Origin of the sequence: Peribacillus sp. NPDC096540, from assembly GCF_050278525.1 — a bacterium.
GTDB lineage: Bacteria > Bacillota > Bacilli > Bacillales > DSM-1321 > Peribacillus.
The window spans coordinates 39,094-56,849 of sequence record NZ_JBNNTG010000025.1 but is presented as its reverse complement, the minus strand read 5'-3'; the positions used below and the strand labels follow the sequence as shown (position 1 = coordinate 56,849).

17 protein-coding genes are annotated in these 17,756 nt (G+C 36.2%); 13 read left to right on the top strand and 4 right to left on the bottom strand.

Features of this window, described 5'->3' with window-relative positions:
* Positions 1-103 precede the first annotated feature (103 nt).
* Entirely contained in the window at positions 104-238 is a 135-nt protein-coding gene (gene sspL / locus ACQKMR_RS19610; protein ID WP_201186571.1) for a small, acid-soluble spore protein L, read from the top strand.
* Between the two features lie 282 nt (positions 239-520).
* Positions 521-3,691, top strand: a complete 3,171-nt coding sequence (locus ACQKMR_RS19605) for an ATP-binding cassette domain-containing protein (protein ID WP_427698812.1) — start codon at positions 521-523, stop codon at positions 3,689-3,691.
* Between the two features lie 233 nt (positions 3,692-3,924).
* Here ACQKMR_RS19605 and ACQKMR_RS19600 read toward each other — a convergent pair whose 3' ends face one another.
* Complete coding sequence (locus tag ACQKMR_RS19600) at positions 3,925-4,041, bottom strand: biofilm-forming protein (protein ID WP_427698851.1); 117 nt, start codon at positions 4,039-4,041, stop codon at positions 3,925-3,927.
* A gap of 816 nt (positions 4,042-4,857) precedes the next feature.
* Between ACQKMR_RS19600 and ACQKMR_RS19595 the strand changes: the two genes are divergently transcribed.
* The 7 genes from ACQKMR_RS19595 to ACQKMR_RS19565 all read left to right on the top strand — a co-directional run bounded on the left by ACQKMR_RS19595 (position 4,858) and on the right by ACQKMR_RS19565 (position 12,571).
* Complete coding sequence (locus tag ACQKMR_RS19595; RefSeq protein WP_427698811.1) at positions 4,858-5,814, top strand: patatin-like phospholipase family protein; 957 nt, start codon at positions 4,858-4,860, stop codon at positions 5,812-5,814.
* Positions 5,815-6,657: 843 nt separating this feature from the next.
* Positions 6,658-7,350, top strand: a complete 693-nt coding sequence (locus ACQKMR_RS19590; protein ID WP_328151556.1) for a response regulator transcription factor — start codon at positions 6,658-6,660, stop codon at positions 7,348-7,350.
* On the top strand, positions 7,347-8,345 hold the full coding sequence (locus ACQKMR_RS19585; RefSeq protein ID WP_427698810.1) for a sensor histidine kinase: 999 nt from the start codon (positions 7,347-7,349) through the stop codon (positions 8,343-8,345). The genes ACQKMR_RS19590 and ACQKMR_RS19585 overlap by 4 nt, the downstream gene beginning before the upstream one ends.
* Positions 8,346-8,457: 112 nt before the next feature.
* The gene (locus tag ACQKMR_RS19580; RefSeq protein ID WP_427698809.1) at positions 8,458-9,219 is read left to right on the top strand and encodes an ABC transporter ATP-binding protein; all 762 of its coding nucleotides are present in this window, start codon (positions 8,458-8,460) and stop codon (positions 9,217-9,219) included.
* Positions 9,209-11,056, top strand: coding sequence for an ABC transporter permease (locus ACQKMR_RS19575; protein ID WP_427698808.1), 1,848 nt, complete (start codon positions 9,209-9,211; stop codon positions 11,054-11,056). The genes ACQKMR_RS19580 and ACQKMR_RS19575 overlap by 11 nt, the downstream gene beginning before the upstream one ends.
* Positions 11,057-11,133: 77 nt before the next feature.
* Positions 11,134-12,093 carry a DUF418 domain-containing protein gene (locus ACQKMR_RS19570; protein ID WP_427698807.1) on the top strand — a complete coding sequence of 320 codons (960 nt, stop codon included), beginning with the start codon at positions 11,134-11,136 and terminating at the stop codon, positions 12,091-12,093.
* A gap of 145 nt (positions 12,094-12,238) precedes the next feature.
* On the top strand, positions 12,239-12,571 hold the full coding sequence (locus tag ACQKMR_RS19565) for a DUF1093 domain-containing protein (RefSeq protein ID WP_427698806.1): 333 nt from the start codon (positions 12,239-12,241) through the stop codon (positions 12,569-12,571).
* 291 nt (positions 12,572-12,862) lie between these two features.
* Here the strand turns inward: ACQKMR_RS19565 and ACQKMR_RS19560 are convergent, their stop codons facing one another.
* From ACQKMR_RS19560 to ACQKMR_RS19550, 3 genes are all read right to left on the bottom strand, one after another.
* Positions 12,863-13,111 carry a hypothetical protein gene (locus ACQKMR_RS19560; RefSeq protein ID WP_427698805.1) on the bottom strand — a complete coding sequence of 83 codons (249 nt, stop codon included), beginning with the start codon at positions 13,109-13,111 and terminating at the stop codon, positions 12,863-12,865.
* An 89-nt stretch (positions 13,112-13,200) separates the two neighbouring features.
* A complete protein-coding gene (locus tag ACQKMR_RS19555; RefSeq protein ID WP_427698804.1) occupies positions 13,201-13,599 on the bottom strand; it encodes a hypothetical protein in 399 nt (132 codons plus the stop codon).
* A gap of 17 nt (positions 13,600-13,616) precedes the next feature.
* The gene (locus tag ACQKMR_RS19550) at positions 13,617-13,844 is read right to left on the bottom strand and encodes a helix-turn-helix transcriptional regulator (RefSeq protein WP_427698803.1); all 228 of its coding nucleotides are present in this window, start codon (positions 13,842-13,844) and stop codon (positions 13,617-13,619) included.
* Between the two features lie 68 nt (positions 13,845-13,912).
* Here ACQKMR_RS19550 and ACQKMR_RS19545 point away from each other — a divergent pair, with 68 nt between their 5' ends.
* From ACQKMR_RS19545 to ACQKMR_RS19530, 4 genes are all read left to right on the top strand, one after another.
* A complete protein-coding gene (locus tag ACQKMR_RS19545; RefSeq protein ID WP_427698802.1) occupies positions 13,913-14,062 on the top strand; it encodes an SDR family oxidoreductase in 150 nt (49 codons plus the stop codon).
* Between the two features lie 719 nt (positions 14,063-14,781).
* Positions 14,782-16,572, top strand: coding sequence for a ribonuclease YeeF family protein (locus tag ACQKMR_RS19540; protein ID WP_427698801.1), 1,791 nt, complete (start codon positions 14,782-14,784; stop codon positions 16,570-16,572).
* Positions 16,573-16,575: 3 nt separating this feature from the next.
* Positions 16,576-16,962: an immunity 22 family protein gene (locus tag ACQKMR_RS19535; protein ID WP_427698800.1), complete on the top strand. Its 387-nt coding sequence runs from the start codon at positions 16,576-16,578 to the stop codon at positions 16,960-16,962.
* Between the two features lie 182 nt (positions 16,963-17,144).
* Complete coding sequence (locus ACQKMR_RS19530; RefSeq protein ID WP_427698850.1) at positions 17,145-17,663, top strand: SecY-interacting protein Syd; 519 nt, start codon at positions 17,145-17,147, stop codon at positions 17,661-17,663.
* Positions 17,664-17,756 lie beyond the last annotated feature (93 nt).

Sequence of the window (17,756 nt, the reverse complement as noted above, 5' to 3'; positions counted from 1 at the left end):
GAATCAACCATTCAGGAATTTTTGAAACCTGTGTAGAATTTAATACTATGCAGTTTTTTTAATTTGGAACAGTTCGGACATAATATACTTGGAGGTGAAGGAAATGAGTAAAAAGACAGCAGGAAGAGGCCAAATCGCACCAAGTGTTAATCCGCAGGGACATGGAAAAGATGTGGAATTCGCCACTGAGCCAAAAAGCGAGCTTGAAAACAAGGCAAAAAAGTCCAATACAAAATAAGCGTATTGGGCAAAAATATGGTCATACTTCATAAAAAATGCCCTTCTCTTAAACGAGAGGGGCTTTTATAATCTATAAGAAGGCTCTAATCATCCTCTGTATTATAGATTTTGAAAAAAAATCCAATCCTAATCCACGATTTTTGTCGATGAATCATACGTTTTTGGAGCAGTGGAATGTGAAAGAATAGAAGGGTGGAGCTACCGTTAAAAAAATACCAAATACATTTGTCGCTGTGCTAATATGAAAGACTGAGCTTAATAAAATCGAGAGGAAGTACAAATGAAAATAAATCGATTAATAGCGAACAATATAAACCATTTAGATTCATCACTACCAGACGATCAATCATTAGGAATTGCTGGCTTATCTGGTTCTGGGAAAACTACTTTTTGTCAAACCATTGGAGAAGAATCCAAGAAGCGTCTCGTTTCCTTATTGCCGAAGTCTGAATATCAGTATTTATTTCCTAATATTATGGAAACCAACTTCAGCGCCATCAAGATGGAGGAAATGCCGCTGGTCCTTTTTCTCGGCAAATCATCCATTTCAGCCAATCCTCGTTCAACCATTGGCACACATACTGGTGTGTTTAAAGAGATTCGTGTTTGTCTTGCTGAAAAATTCAATCTTTCTCCGGAAGTTTTTTCCTTTAATAATGCCTTAGGCTGGTGCCCCACTTGTAAAGGACGCGGTACGACGAAAAATGTCGAATGTCCAAAGTGTGAGGGGAAGCGCTACAATCAAGAAGTCGAGCAATATACCATTGAATTATTAGATCGTCCGCATACTATTTCCGATATCAACAACTTAAGCATTGAAGCAATCCTTTCACTTGCAGAGACATTACATATTAGTGAAGCTAAACAGCATATTCTCCAAAATATAATCAATATGAATATTGGTTATTTAGGTTTAAATCGTATTATGGGGACAGTATCAGGGGGAGAATTAACACGGCTTTATTTGGCAGAATTTATGGCAACAAGTGAAAATACCGTGATTATCATTGATGAAATCTCTGTCGGTCTTGATCATCAAACACTTTTGAAAATTTTAGAACAGATTAAACAATTAGGTTATAAGAATCAAATTTGGCTCATTGATCATTCAGACACGGTGTTAGATAGCACAGATGAACAATTGTTCTTTGGACCTGGCAGCGGGAAATATGGCGGGAAAATTGTTGAGGAATCACCGCGTCTCAAACCAATTAGCTGGGAACGAAATGAAGCAACGCCAACGGAATACTATCAATTTCAGGATCTTTACTGCCGTAATATTCAAATGGAAGAAATCCGGATTCCCAAGAATAGACTCGTTACCTTTACGGGTGAGTCTGGATGCGGTAAATCTACACTTGTCAATGAATGTATCGCTAAAGATTTTCAGAAGCGGTATCCAAAGGATAAACTGGTCATGGTCGGGCAGGACCGAAACAAATCGATTACCAGTCGATCAACTGTTGCGACGTTTCTTGATATTAAAAAGAAACTCACCAAATACAGTGATGAAATTGATGGTATTTTTCAGCGTTCGATTGAAGATATTATCGAAGAACTGCCAACTGAAGACATCGCTCATAAACGCTTGAGTTTATTGATCAAACTCGGGCTTGGTTATTTGACGCTAGAAAGAAAAACACAAACCTTATCGACGGGTGAATTTCAATGTGTCCATTTAGTTTCTGAGCTGTTTGCGAACACAAGAAACCCACATACGCTGTTCATTTTTGACGAGCCTTCAAAAGGGTTATCGCAAAACATTTTAAACCAATTCATCGATAGTATCAGAGTCATTCTTGAGGATGAATCGGTCTCAATCATCATGATTGAACATAATGGTTATATGTTGGAAAGCTCGGATTTTATTGTTGATTTTGGTAAAAGACAGCTTGCACCTGTCAAACATCTTGACGTTGTCAGTCATGATGATCACTATCGTCAAAAAGACAGTGGAGATCGAGTGGAGCCATTGCATATCTCTTCCACACTTCGGTCAAAAAATGGCGTAGGTTATTTACAGGAAAATCATCTGGACTATTTTAAAAAGGCAGAGAACGTCTATAAGGGCGGCATTTTAAAAAGCTTATCACCAATCGCTCGTGTGATTTATGGTGAGTACGAGTCTGACACGATCGCACCTGTCATCGCTATCGATCTTGAACGGCACTTGTACAGTCAATATACGTTTCTTTATGAATTGGGCGGAATGATCAACCATCTAGTCGCTGCACATCCGACCAATAAAGATACAAGAAGCTTCGATTTCTATTCTGCAGAAAATCATTGTCCAAGCTGTTCGGGCCGCAGGGGCATTGAAAAATTTGATTTTGATGTCGTCATTCAAGACAAAACCGTGCCATTCTGGGATGGCTTATTACATCCAGACGTGATGGAAGTATTAAAATATTATCAATACCCAAAACTGCAATTCCTATTTGATGAGATCAAGAATGAACTCGGTCACGATATTAGTAAAAGCTATAATGAGATGACAGATGCAGAAAAGCAGACCTTTTTATATGGATATTGGGAAAAGTCCTTTTACGATAAAGCAGGCAAGGCGTCACGAACATGGGAAGGATTCAATATCATCATCGGGCGTTATATGTTTATATCAAAATCGATCATTAAAGAGCAGATGAAAGCATCAAAAGAGATGATTACCTGTCCAGTCTGTCAAGGAACTGTCCTAAACCATCATAAAAAACTAACATTTGGTGACACAGATATTCGTGAAATCATCCAAAAGCCAATTGATCAAGTTATCGAAATCGTAGGGAAGCTGCCAGAGCTGGAAAAACTAAAAGCGATTGTGGGCGGCGATATCGCACTCACTGATGATATCTCATTCCTTCCTCGGGAAACAAAAGCAGCGTTGAAAATGCTCGAACTGGAACTAGCTAGCTTCGTTGGCTATGAAGTGGTTTTACAAAACACCTTACCATTCTGGGACAGCATTAAAGGCAATATCGAAGCAATCAGCAGCAAAAATCAGATCACCATCTGTGACTTTGCCAATATTAACGAAACAAGGGAAACCATTATTGATAAATATTTCTCCAATGGCAAATACAAAAAACTAACCTATGTCTATGAAGCATTTGGCTACAAAAAAATCGTTACCCAAATCAATAAAATTAAAGCAAGTCATAAATGCCCATTCTGTAATGGGAAGAAAGTCATTTCAGAAGATAACCTCCATGACGGTGTGTATAAATTAACGATACCTTGTGTGAGTTGTCATGCCAGTGGCATCAATGATGAAGGGCGTAAAGCAATCGTCGAAGACATCGACGTACAGACCTGGCTGACAGGGAAAGTAAGCGATGCTGTGGCTGAAGGAGAACGTACCGAGGCCGTTGCCGATATTCCGATTTTCGCTCGGATTCGTGAATTGAATAAACGAGATATGATGGCGGTTTATCAATGCCTTGAACAGAATAAATAAATTTGACTGATGTTTTCTCTGAATCATTTCAAAGGTAAAATAGAAAGGGCATGTTTTGAAAAAAGATTAATCAAAACATGCCCTTATACTATTTAATTGGATTAATCTTTTATAAAAAAGATTGATCATTTTTATGATCCTTACTGAACAAACGCTCCTGTTAGTTCAGTAGGATTATTATAGAGTTGACACAAACTGTGCAACAAAAAAAGGAATCAAAAGGTTCCTAATCATTACTTGTTATCCTTTATTTGATGTTTTTTAGGATTGTCTACTTTGAAAGCAGTTTCGGTTTCATGATCTTTATTGATTTGTTCAATACTTGAATTTTGAATTCTCTTCTTTGTCATTGATGCTTTGCCGGTGTTCGTGCTGGTGTTGGTGCTTTTGCTCGTGTTGTTTTTGCTGGTGTTGGTGCTTTGGCTGGTGTTGGTGCTTTTGCTTTCAGAGTTATTCACCACCTTATTTAATATTCGTAATTATTTTGCCTAACAATTCTAGAACCATTCATAAAAAATAAGATGACAATTTCATCAATAAATAATTCAAACAAATATTAATGAACAGTACGAAGACACTATGTTTGTTGAACTATCCTGCCCCTTTAGTTTCATAAGGAAAAGCTGCCTTAAAGACAACTCCTATCTTCAACTAACGCACCCTTTAGTTTAAATTCAATTCTTCACAATCCTGTTGTTGGAAAAAGCGACCTCCATCTTGAAGGATCGCACGATATTTAATAAAAATAATCAATAACCTGTTTGAGGAAGGAACAGGCAGCCGTCACCCTCGTTGGAGATCGGGATTGTCACCCCGCTAAAATCTTGCATGCTAGGAAGCCGTAGCCCACTGCTATGGCTTTTTTATTTTTTTAAAAGCTTTTTTTTTTGTTGTACTTTCTGACTCTCTTCACCCATTACAAACAAAGTACGTGCATAATAAATTCCCATTCCGCTTGCCTGTACTGCCACTCAAACGTAGTCTCCTCTATCCTCGTCGTAGTATTTTTTTATATAATCGATGGAGTCTTTCCTTGGATGTTTAGCTACATAATCCGGCTCCTGAAGGATTTTAGGTCAAAGAGGTATTCATTACCCATACTACAGACAAAAAATAAACATATACTTAATGATACTTGTGATCAGATTGGAAAGGAGAAATCAGCTTTGACAAAATATCGGATTATGTCCTTTGATGGAGGCGGTACCTTAGGTGCTTTAAGTTTACAACTTTTGAACAGACTGGCTCAGCAAAACCCAAAATTAATTAGTCGAACCAATGTTTTTTCAGGAAATTCAATCGGTTCATTCACTGCCCTTGCGTTAGCAAGTGGAAGATCGCCGAAGGAAACACTCCAGTTTTTTAAGGATAAAATCCTGCCAGCATTCAGCGTTTCCCGACCAGGTGGACCTATTTTTAACCAACAATTACCATACTCTGGTTTCATTAAAGCGGTACAAACATTTTTTCCACCAGATCTTCTCCTCAAAGACTTAAAAAGACGAATTGTTGTCCCTGCATTTCATTTATTCTCACCGGAGCTGAATCGTTGGACTCCTGTGTTATTCCACAACTTTCCTGGCTCTCCCTATTTAAATGAGAAAGCGAGTGATGTAATACTACGGAGCAGTGGTGCTCCCGCGACGCAACGAGCCTATCAAAACTACGTGGATGGGTATACAGTAGCAACTAACCCCAGTACAGCCAGTATCGCGTTTGCAGTGGGGAAAGCCAAACAGCCGTTGGATCAAATTGCGGTATTATCCATTGGAACAGGTGAAGAGCCGACTCAATTGAGAAGAGATACGAAGGGGTGGGGGATGGTGAGTGCAGATAACATACGCCCCGAAAATATGAAGAACCTTCCCCCAAATTGGGGAGTTCTTTTGGACCGATCGCCCAATGAACCCTTACTGCCATTTCTTCAGATTATCTCTAGTGGATCCGGTTACTATGAATCCATGGTCAGTTCTCTGCTTCTAGGAAATCGTTTTTTTCGGTTAAATCCACGGATCCCTAATTTCTCCAAAACGGACCCTTCTGTGGTTCCCGCTGTCATTTCAATTGCTAACAAAACAAATTTACAACCTGCAGTTCAATTTATAGAGAAAAACTGGAATTAATAAAATTATCCGATAAATCTGATTGAACGATTGAATTTTTTATTCTCATTGCAATAATTTGGGTTTTTATTTATTTATTTATTTATTTATTCAGTTCTTCTTCAACTAACTGCCCCGATAGTTGCATAAAGAAAAAGCTGCCTTAAAGACAGCTCTGATCTTCAGCTAATGCACCTGTTAGTACATTAAAGCATAGTTTATTATTTGTGATTTTTTAATATTCGAACCTCTTCTTCTAGTTTATCTATTTTTTGTTGAAGTTCTTTCTTCGGTTGCACTAGTTTTTTTAGTAAAAACAAAACTAATATTACGAAAAGAGAAGTTAGAATTAATCCTGGAATACCTATATTACTCAATAAATACACACCGCCCAATTAATATCATTAACCAAATTTTAGATGTTTTTATAAAAATAGTCAATAATCATGGTTCGACTATTGAGTTTCGGGATGATATTAAATTGGTAGATATATTTCATTGGATTAACACTTTAATAAATTAGAATTAGGAGAGGAAGAATAAAAATAAGAATAAAGATTAAATTACTTTGATTATGTAGTGATAGTGTATTTATCGTGAGAAATCGTAATTTCATTTGTATTAATACTGGAGAATCTAAAAGTTTCTAATAAACTTAGGAACTCTTTTTCAAAAAAAATTAATTTATCTAGCTCTGAAAAATAATCTTTCGGTAAAGCTTCCTGCCTAGATAAGTAACCTCTCCACTCTTCTTTTATTACTTCAAAACGCTGTTCCTCTTTACAAAGACCTTTATAGAAAATTATATTAAAGTGGTAGTTAAAAATAATAAAAACCCTGGGTAACTTTTTGAAGGAGGATTTGATGTATAAGGTATTAATTGTTGAAGATGAAATGCATATTGCCAATGCATTAAAAAACCATTTTGGGAAATACGGATATGACTGCCACATTATAGTAGATTTTGAAAAGGTACTCGATGTTTTTCAAGATTTTCAACCGCACCTTGTCATAATGGACATAAACCTCCCTTACTTTGACGGCTATTATTGGTCTCGTAAAATAAGAAAGGTATCGAATTGTCCTATCATAATTCTCTCAGCTAGGATGAGTGAGCTGGATCAAGTGTATGGAATTGAAAATGGGGCAGATGATTTCATTACAAAGCCTTTTTTAATGGATGTTGTAGTGGCAAAAATAAACGGCCAAATTCGTCGTGTATACGGTGAATATGCACAAGAATCGCAAACTCACATTTTAAAAAAGGGAGACACATCTTTAAACTTGGATACTGTTCGATTATATACATCTGACGGGGAGGAGCTATTGACTGTAAAGGAACTTCAGCTTTGTAGAATCCTTCTTGAAACATTCCCTAATGTTGTCACAAGGCAACAGTTGCTTACATCTATTTGGGATGAAGAGGCGTTTGTAGAGGAAAATACGCTTACCGTTAATATTAAAAGGTTGAGAAAGAAGTTAGAAGCGATTAATTCTTCACTTGAAATTATAACAATCCGGGGAATTGGCTATCAGTTAAGGGAGAAAAGCATATGAAGCTGTTTTTACGGGATCATTTAAGCTTTATTACCCTATATATTATTTCATTTATTAGCTTGCCAATTGTCATTCAGCGGCTGGATGGTTTGGAAAATCATTATGCATATTTTGTCTTTTTATCCCTTACATTCCTAGCCATTTTCCTGTCCATTCGTTATGTACGTCGGAAAAATATGTATCTACATTTAAATGGCAATAATATGACGACAGACAGCCTTTTGATTTACCAGCCGGCTGCTCCAATTGAAAAGGAATATGCGGCACAAATGCAATCTATACAGTCCCTCCTCCTTTCAAAAGAAGCCGAGCATAAAGATGTCTTAGATGAACAGCAATTGTTGATTTCTCATGCTGTTCATCAAATGAAAACGCCCCTTTCTGTCATTCAATTGCTAGTACAATCCAATCAGTCGAAGGAACCAGGTTTACTTGTGGAATGGCTAAAGGTTAAAGCAGAATGCGATAAACTGAATTTCTCTTTAAATCAGCTGCTGACTTATAGCCGCTCCACGAAATTATTAGCAGATCTAAAGATAGAGCCGATTCCATTAAAAAGTGTCATACAGGAAGTGGTTAATGATTTAAAGGATTATTTTATTGAGGAAGAAATCTTTCCAAAAATTACGATACAAGATGACGTATGGATCTATTCGGATCGTAAATGGACAAAGGTTGTGATTTACCAGCTATTGAGTAATGCTGTCAAATATGGAGAGAAGCAATCTTCCGTAATGATTCATTATGACAATGGTCAACTATTGATCAAAAACAAAGGGGAAACGATAGCTGCAAACGAAATAAACCGTGTTTTTGAATTGTTTTACACAGGTACGAAAGGCCGTACTAAGGTTGAAGCGACTGGTATCGGGCTTTATTTAGTAAAAAAAATTCTGTCAACATTAAATCATCCATACAAGTTATATTCCGCCCATCATGAAACAACTTTTATCATTGATTTTTCGGGAAATTTAGAAACGGCTGCCAAAGGTTAGCCGTTTTAAATATGACAATTTTGTCATCTTGCTGTCATGTTCAAAGATTTTAGGGAGCAGGGGGGAGTGGTTATACTAAAAGCAACGAAAGATACAAAGGAGTGAATTGCACATGGCAAACACGATTTTAGGCGTAAAGCAACTTCAAAAAGAATACACAGGAGAAATCACATATAAGGCATTAAAAGGGATCGATTTTCATTTAGCTGAAAATGAATTTGTTGCCGTGATGGGACCATCTGGCAGTGGGAAAACAACATTCCTTAATTGTATTTCCACGATTGATCGGCCTACCAATGGGATTATTACCATCAATTCCAAAAATCCATATGAGTTAAATGACGATGAATTGGCGAAATTTCGACGAAAAGAACTTGGTTTTGTTTTTCAAGATTTTAACCTGGTTCATACATTAACAGTAGAAGAAAATATTTTATTGCCATTGACACTTGATTCCATAGATGAGAAAGAAATGAAACAGCGTTTAACGAATATTATCGATTTTTTGGGGATTGGAGAGATTTTAAAAAAGCGTACATTTGAAATTTCAGGAGGACAGAAGCAACGTGTGGCGATTGCAAGAGCGGTCATTCATGAACCAAGCTTATTGCTAGCAGATGAGCCAACTGGAAACTTAGATTCTAAAGCCGTAAATAATGTGATGGGATTGTTTGAATCGATTAACAAGTCTTTTAACACAGCCATATTAATGGTGACGCATGATGCTTATGTTGCCAGTTTTGCTCAGCGTGTCATTTTTATAAAAGACGGTGTTCTTTTTAATGAGATACATCGGGGTAAAAGCAAACAGCAATTTTATCAAGAAATTATGGATACCCTCACGTTTCTAGGCGGTGGTCGGCATGAGTTTTAATCATATTGTCGTCCAAAATATTTTACGAGACAAATCGACGTATATTTCTTACTTTTTAAGCAGTGTGTTCTCGATTCTCATCTTTTTTCTTTTTTCGACAACAGCTTTCCATCCGATGATGGCGGAAGTTGATACCACAAGCACACTGGGAATAACAATGATGCTTGCCAGCTTCTTTATTTATATTTTCTCATTTGTCTTTATCATTTATTCGCTGTTTGCTTTTTTAAAAAAGAAAACAAAAACGCTTGGCGTATTTATGATGACGGGTGCCTCCATGAAGCAAATTCGCAAAATGGTTTTTAGAGAAAATATGCTTGTTGCCGGAGCAGCAATTATCACAGCGATTGCACTCGGACTTATTATCGCGCCGTTATTTTTAATGGTGGCTAAAAGGATATTACGTGCGGATAGCTTTGGTATGTATGTACCCTTACAATCCATCATGTTAACGATTGTTCTATTTGCTATTTTATTTATTGTAGTATCAAAATGGATGACACGCTTTATTAAAAAAGAAGAAATCGTACAGCTCTTAAAATCAGATGTGACACAGGAAAAGCTCATTGCATCAGCACCATTGAAACTAGTGCTATCCACTATTGTCAGTGCCTTATTACTCGTGTCAATAATCAAGGAAATGAGTTGGGTAAAGTCTTTTGAATCGCTCGGCTATATTGCTCTAATTGCCAGCCTATTATTAACCCTTTATTTCATAATTACTCAAGGTGCGCTACTGGCCATTCGTCTATTGCAAAGAAGACCATCATATTTTCGAAAAACAAATATGCTGTTTGTTTCCAACTTAAAGGCAAAAGGACGTTCCCATGCGCATATCATATACCTTTTAACGGTTTTACTGCTTGGTGTTTTTGTATGTACAAGCGTTCTATATAGCTCCTACTATAATGTGAAGGAAAATACTGAGGCCCTATATCCTTACAGCTTCCAATATATCTCCCTTCCTAGTAACACATCGGAGGCCGAGAAGGAAGATATTACGTTTATTGAAGAAACATTAGGCAAAGAAGGTAAGTATACTGCCGATTATTCAGCCTTCAAAGCCGATGATGAACATCGGATTGGCTTTATGTCCGTTTCGAATTATAATGCTCTTGGTCTGCATAAGCCGATAAAACTAGGGGATAACGAGTATTATGTTGCAGCCGGTAATGAGGGTGTACGTCCAAATACTGAAATCATTCATGATTACCCGTTTGGAGAACTTCATTATGCCGGTCTAGAAGAAAAAAATATTTTATCAACAGGTATACGAAATGCATATTTTATCGTTCCTGATGAAGTATATGAAACAATTGATTATCCAGTTTATAAAGTGTTTGCTTATGAGGTAGATCATTGGACGGACAAGGTAGAAGTAGCTGAAACCATTTTATCACGGGTTCATACAGAGCAGGATATTCGCCTAACAGCTTCTAAAATTGATTTATATGATGCGGAAAAATTTGTGAAGAGTATCATGTTTTTCATCGGATTTATGTTGAGTTTGATCTTTTTGAGCGCAGCAATGAGTATTCTTTATTTCTACCTGCAAACGTCACTCGCAGAAGAAAAGGAAAAATATGCGGGCATTCGAAAAATTGGTCTTTCTGTTAAAGAACTATCTTCTGTTGTAACGAGGGAGTTGGCCACTTTAACTTTTATCCCGTTTACCATCGCAGCTATTGTTTTATTTGTAGGGATGTTTAGTATGCGCAACTATATTTCATCTACATTCTATCAAATGACAGCGCTCGGTGTAGGTATATTTTTACTGCTATTTGTTATAAGTTTTTTCATTGTTCGACGGAGTTATTTAAACAAACTGGCAAATTAATACGCAAACAGCAAATGGAAGAGGATTCTTTTTAATCCTCTTTCCATACTGACTACTTGATAGGCGGAGTGAAATTTATGAAACGAATAGATGAATTAGATTTCTTGCGCGGCTTTGCCTTAATAGGAATTATTCTGATTAACATTACACAAATGATTAACTACCTTATCCCTGAACAGGGAACACTTGATTATGTTGTAAGGGTCGTTTTGGATTATGGCGTGAGTCAGCGATTTTTCCCGATTTTTTCTTTCTTATTTGGAATTGGTTTTTATCTGTTTATATTCCGAGCCAACTCAAATGGGAACAATGGAAGAAAACTATTTATCCGTCGGTTGCTAATTTTATTAGCTATTGGATTTATTCATCATCTCTTCCAACCAGGTGAAGCATTACTTCCTTATGCCATATGCGGCTTTATTTTAATTCCATTTTATAAATTCAAACCTAAAACAAATTTTATAATCGCAGTCATTCTGTTGATTCCATCTCTTTGGATCGGCTATGTGTTTATGATTTTTACAATGTTTTTACTTGGTTTATGTGTTGGGCAATTACAAGTTCTTGAGAGTCTTAATAGGTATAAAAAGACCATTCGCCGACTGCAAATGATAGCTTTGGCAGCTATCCCAATATCTTTATACTTGCAGTACAAGATTACATCAACCACTGGTATGATCGATGTGGCTGGTACTGTTGGCGGACTCGCTGTCACCCTGTTTTATGTTACAACGTTGACCCTACTTCTTCAGCATGCAACAGTAAAAAAATGGCTTTCTCCTTTGAAGAATATAGGGAGAATGGCATTGACAAATTATTTAATGCAAACTTTCTTGATTATTTGCATTGACTCTATATTTAATTTGAACAATCATGTTCATTTAACAACATTAATAATGATTTCTGTAGGAATATTAATTCTTCAAATGATTTATAGTACCATTTGGCTTAAGCGATTTAAGATGGGTCCGATCGAGTTATTATGGCGTATAGGCACATATGGAAAAGTGCCTCAGCACCACAAAAAAGGCTACTAACAGCGGAAATCTGGTTTAAAGTGAGATTACTGAGAAATAAAAATATGGTTTTCAGCAGTAGCTACTGAATGAAGCATCTGACTATTAAAGAAGTTAAAAGTAATTCATTCTTCATTTGAAGCTTATCATACGAGGAGGAGTAAACATGAAAATTATTAAAACATTAGCGATATTTAGTTGTCTAGCGACTTTTATGTTAGTCGGTTGTGGTAAAAAAGAAGTGATGTATGAAAAAGATTATTATGTGCAAATCGATGAAGAAGCAGAACAAACTAATAATGAGGGGCAATATGTTTATAATTTAAAAGGATTCGATGAGAATGGGAACGAAAAGGTTGTATATTTTTATGTTGAAGAACCATACAAAATAGGAACGCTTTTACGTCTTCCTAGAAGTCTCGATGGATATACCGGAGATCCTGAGGTGATTGAAGCTGATGATTTGTCTAAAGAGGTTAAAAAGAAATTAAATCTATAAAAACTAGATTCAAGGATTAATCTTAAAAGGGATTCAGAAAACATTTCTTATGCCGTACCCAGTCTTGACAGCGCAAATTAGAAGCACAGAGAGGAGGAGAAATCCTTCTCTTAGCTGGGTTTTGCCAAATCAAATGTGTAAGCCCACTTAATCGGATGTAGGCCAAGGCTCTTCTGTAGTTAGTATCCACAAAATGAAAAACATATATTTTAAAAGCTTCTAAAATTCATTTTGTGAATTACATATGGGAGCTCTTTTTGTGGTTTTCAGGGGAATGGGTTGAGGCCCCATTTACCTCGATGTAATGTATTTCACCATCAAATGCTTCGTTGTTTTCACAGGAATAGTAAATTGCTTACCAATCGTACTTTCCATTTTTGCAACTTTGCCTTCATTTAACACGGAATAATCAACTTCGTTTGCCTGCAACTTACCAAAGTCAGCTGCAAGATTAAATTGAGCTGTTACTTTTTCCTGGATTTTCTCTTTAAAAGATTGTTTTTCTAGCGCATTTAAAGATAATGATTTAATGATTGTCATTTAAAATCCTCCTTATAATTTTTTACCTTACAATTCTATAAGGGAGGATTTACTAACTTTTTTACAACCTATATGAAGTTTTATTTAGATTAGTTTACAAAGCTTTGAACAATTTGGGAAATCATAAAAACCAACAAACTTAGAATAATAGCTCCGACCAAAATATTATAGCCTGAAATGAAATCATTATAGAATCCAATTGTTCCAATCAATAAAAAAATCAGAATAAAAACATATGATATAGAGAGAGAAACTAGAATTTTACGAAAAATACGTTGATCTCCAACAACGTAACTACTGTTCCATTTATCATTTTTTTTCTTGACTAAGAAATTAATTACTTGATAACCAATAACAAGAGAAGCTATTCCCCATAAAATCCATATATTGCTACCTGATATATTTACAAAATTTGAATAACATAAATATCCAAAGGCTAAGTATAAGCAAATATAACCAACTAAAATCAACCACTTTTTCAAACGCATAAAGATCCCTCCTGAATTTAATCTGTTTTTTCTTCTAAAAAGAATAATTTATCGATTGGTTCATTTAATACAGCTGAGAGCATCAAAGCAATTCCTATTGAGGGTTCGTATTTTTGTTTTTCCAAAGCAACAATGGTTTGTCTGTGCACACCTATTCGATCCGAAAGTTCTTCTTGAGTAAAATCATGTAATCTTCGAAAATATCGCACGTTGTTTTTTACTTTTTCTCTTTTCAAATATTTCACCTCTTATGTATAGTATTATATACAAAATGGATTGAAAACAATACATTTAAAGAAAAAAAGGAATTAAATTGGATAAGCTTAAACCACTACATCCTATAAAACAATGGATAAAACGTTTACTAGACCCTTCAGAAATCGGTGCAACAGCCGTATTCTTAGCATCAGAAGGTGCAGCAGCCATCACTGATGAAGAAATCGGCGTTACAGGTGGGATGTAATCCTAAAAGCTGTTGAATTGGCACTACATAAAAATCAACGGGCTTGCGTAATGCTTGCCCGTTAACTTGCGTCATAACTCATATTAATAAAATGCTTTGCCTTCTCGATATCTTCATCGCTGGCTATTACACCTCTAAATCCCTAATGATAGATATTACTTACATAACGGAAAACCACTGTTAATTGCGTTGATTTTAATGGGTGTGGTTTCCATAATTATCTACAATCTCATCACGTTAATATTGGATCTAATTTTTAATTAACCTCATTAAATATAAAGTGTAAATATGTGAAAAAAATGAACCACTTCCTAACCTGCGCAACTAAAGAACTCGCATTGATAGTCAGTGTCGCTAGACATCATTACAGCGTCTCATATTGTTTAAGGCTTAGGTTTAAGAGCTCACAACCTTGTTGGTTTGGGGTCTTTTTTATTTAGAAAACCGGCTTTTAATCACCCAGCTTTTCTTTTGGTCAGCGCGTCTTTTCACTTGTCGTGTAAGAACTTGCATCAATCATTCACATTGGTAAGAATGAACCTATTGATTTCGATAAAACAATTGTTTAATGAAATCCCCTTCAATTCTTGAATAAAAGTAGAAACTCTTCTAAAATATATTTAGTCCATAATTTTACAGTAAATAAAAATATTACATAAAAAAGAAATCTGGTAATCTCTAAGATTTTAAAAGAAAAGTAGTTGAAAGGACTTTCAATAATGTCTATGATTTACGAATCTCAAACACTAGTTTCTGCCATGCAAACGCGTGTCGGACAATATAAGGACCTAAAAGAACAGCTCACGGAATTAAAAAAAGGATTTGAGAGTATCGTTAATTTGGATGATGAGCTACAAGGTCAAGGCGCAGAGGCCATCAAAGGGTTTTATAAAGCACAAATCGATGTCGTGGATGCTTGGCTGCGCCTGATCAATCGGCATGTTGCCTTTTTTAGTGGAATTCAAGGAGATACAATCGAAGCGAACCTTAGTGAGACCGTGGTTACAGTCCCTTTTTTAGAGGAAGAGCTTGAAAACGCCAGTCGAAATTCCAAGGAAATGGTCACAGCCCAAAAAAATGATTTGAAAAAAATATTGGCTGAAATTGATGATATCATTCAGTTAGAACCTTTTTCCGATGATGAGTTCTATGAGAATATCGAGAAAGCTGAAAAGAAACGGACCCAAACGATAAACAAAGTAAACGAAATCGATCATAAGTGGACGACTGAATATGCTAAATCCGAAGAGGACCAAGCGGCAGTGGCGGCACTCATGGAGCAATTGAAAGTATCCAGTACAAGGGGAGGAGAAATATCCCCCCTCTATTTTAATGCAACAGCTTATAAAAATAGTGAAGCCTATAAAAACTTAGCAGTAAGGAAGAAAGAGACCGCAGAATATCTGAAGGTTAAGCAAGAGGAAGCGGAGAATCGCCGGATCAAAGAACTAAAGGCACAACTCGATCATGTAACAAATCCGGATGAATTCCTCAAAATCGCCAAGCAAATCGGATACGAAAACTTAGCACCCACCCAGCAGCAATATGTTATGCAGCTAGAAGCGGCTAAGCAAACGGCAGACATTGCAAAAGGAATTGGCCTAGGACTTTTTGATGTGGGAAAAGACTTTGTGACAGGAATCTGGGGTCTGGTCACAGATCCTGGGGAAGCGATTGAAGGCGTAGCAAATTCGATTATGCACCCAGTTAAAACCTACAAATATATTTCAAAGGCAATATCTGATTCATATGAGCGGGATATGGTAAATGGAGATGCCTATTCGCGGTCTCATTGGGTAACTTATGCCCTTGGAACAGTCGTCACATCAGTAGTAGGAACAAAAGGTGCAGGAGCCGTAACGAAGACTGGGGTAGCCACTACAAAAGCGGCAGCAGTAAAAGGCGTTACGAAAGCAAAAGAATTAGTCTCAATTCCTAACCTATTGCCATACAATCCTAAAAACCAACTGTCGTTGGCAGGTGGAGTACCTTATAATGTGGTTAATGGTGCGGGGGTGAAGGATCAGTTAATTTCTATGGCGAGAGTGGAGTCTGAAATTAGTGGTAAGGGTACGGGTAAAGTTCTTGACTCTGTACCAACAGTAAGAAATGGGGAATTCAAAAACTGGTTTAATTCCTTAACTACAGAAGAATTTGATAAAGTATGGGCAGACCCTAAGCTAAGAGAGTCAATTAAAGACCGATTGCGCCATCCAGGTGGGTTGCACGAATGGCACTTGGTTTCCCGTGCTGATACTTTTAAATACTGGGGGGTAACTGCCGAACAAATTGTAGAAATGAGAACACTGATAAGTGAGACGAAGTTTGTTAATCCAACTGGAAAACATGGTGGAAAAGGCTCGACAAAAGCACATAATGAGCTATTAAAAATAATTGATACATCTGAAGATTATGATATGTTTAAAAGGCGCCTACAAAATTGGGCGGAGTATCGTTTTGAGGGTGGTTCTGATGCACTGCCAGGTGGATTGAAACCAAATAGGAGGTAGCTTATGCAAAAAGAAGGATTTGTATCATTTTGGGTAGGGAACATTAACACATCAGAGGAATTAGACAATTTACTTGAAATTTCTTATACAGAGGATGGGGATTTTATTCCATCAATGTTTGCTCGAAGCTTTGGCATCGATAGATATGACGACGCTGTTAGAGAAGCGGATTTTTATGATGAAGCTGATAACTTGCTTAGTCGATTATTAGAAGGGTTCTCCTACGATGATGATATTATTCCTAAATTTTCTTCATTGTGTGGCGCACAGTTGACAAGTGAGTATAATGTTGTAATTCTTCTATACAACTTTAAATATGAGGGAATTAAAAAGAAAACTACAATTAATAATAGTAATTTAGAGTTTTTAGGTGCAGTAGAATACTTTTAATTCAGATAAAAAACCTTGATTGGCTTAAGCTTTTCAAGGTTTTTTTATGTATTATATATAGTTCAAAGTTATAGAGGGTTGCCTCGATTCTTTAACATAGAGGAGACCGACTTTTTAGGTTGTAATTCTATTAGCTTATTAAATTACCGAAATGGGTGATATTATTGTCTATTAAAAAATCAATGGGCCAATACTTCAGAATGAGACAAGAGCTTGCGGATGAAGGAATGGACTTTTTATTTAAGACTTCAATCACTGAAGAGCTTAATTCAATTATTTGTGAAGGTGAAGTTGACGAAGAAGATTATATTACATGGAAACCTGTAGAAAAAACTAATTCACATGACTTAAAGCAGTTAGAAGAGAACTTAGAAGTGGTATTCCATAAATCAATTATTGAATATTTTAATTCATATTGGTTCGCTGATTTAGACGGGTTTATAAATGATTTCTATATCAAATTAGAGGCGGTTTTGCCAAACTTCGAATTTGATTCATTCCGGGGAACCTTAGAGGGATATAAGAGCAATCATAACAATAGACTAGAAAATATCCCTTTAGGTATTGAAGGGAATGGTTTGCTAGTGGTAATTGATAATTTGAACGGTAAAGTAAAGTTAGAGGATTTCGAAAGGAATTCATTTGAGGTTATTTCAGAAAATATTGAAGCATTAATTTCTAAACTAAGGTTAAAAAGATAATCGTATATAGACAATAGAAGTTGATAAAACCGAGGTAAGTGGTTCTATCAACTTTTTAATTTGAAGAAATATATTAAATCTTTATGTACGCCC

Coding starts and splice junctions, on each gene's coding strand:
- sspL (WP_201186571.1), top strand. CDS start 104: ATGAGTAAAAAGACAGCAGGAAGAGGCCAAATCGCACCAAGTGTTAAT.
- ACQKMR_RS19605 (WP_427698812.1), top strand. CDS start 521: ATGAAAATAAATCGATTAATAGCGAACAATATAAACCATTTAGATTCA.
- ACQKMR_RS19600 (WP_427698851.1), bottom strand. CDS start 4,041: ATGACAAAGAAGAGAATTCAAAATTCAAGTATTGAACAAATCAATAAA.
- ACQKMR_RS19590 (WP_328151556.1), top strand. CDS start 6,658: ATGTATAAGGTATTAATTGTTGAAGATGAAATGCATATTGCCAATGCA.
- ACQKMR_RS19585 (WP_427698810.1), top strand. CDS start 7,347: ATGAAGCTGTTTTTACGGGATCATTTAAGCTTTATTACCCTATATATT.
- ACQKMR_RS19580 (WP_427698809.1), top strand. CDS start 8,458: ATGGCAAACACGATTTTAGGCGTAAAGCAACTTCAAAAAGAATACACA.
- ACQKMR_RS19575 (WP_427698808.1), top strand. CDS start 9,209: ATGAGTTTTAATCATATTGTCGTCCAAAATATTTTACGAGACAAATCG.
- ACQKMR_RS19570 (WP_427698807.1), top strand. CDS start 11,134: ATGAAACGAATAGATGAATTAGATTTCTTGCGCGGCTTTGCCTTAATA.
- ACQKMR_RS19565 (WP_427698806.1), top strand. CDS start 12,239: ATGAAAATTATTAAAACATTAGCGATATTTAGTTGTCTAGCGACTTTT.
- ACQKMR_RS19560 (WP_427698805.1), bottom strand. CDS start 13,111: ATGACAATCATTAAATCATTATCTTTAAATGCGCTAGAAAAACAATCT.
- ACQKMR_RS19555 (WP_427698804.1), bottom strand. CDS start 13,599: ATGCGTTTGAAAAAGTGGTTGATTTTAGTTGGTTATATTTGCTTATAC.
- ACQKMR_RS19540 (WP_427698801.1), top strand. CDS start 14,782: ATGTCTATGATTTACGAATCTCAAACACTAGTTTCTGCCATGCAAACG.
- ACQKMR_RS19535 (WP_427698800.1), top strand. CDS start 16,576: ATGCAAAAAGAAGGATTTGTATCATTTTGGGTAGGGAACATTAACACA.
- ACQKMR_RS19530 (WP_427698850.1), top strand. CDS start 17,145: ATGGGCCAATACTTCAGAATGAGACAAGAGCTTGCGGATGAAGGAATG.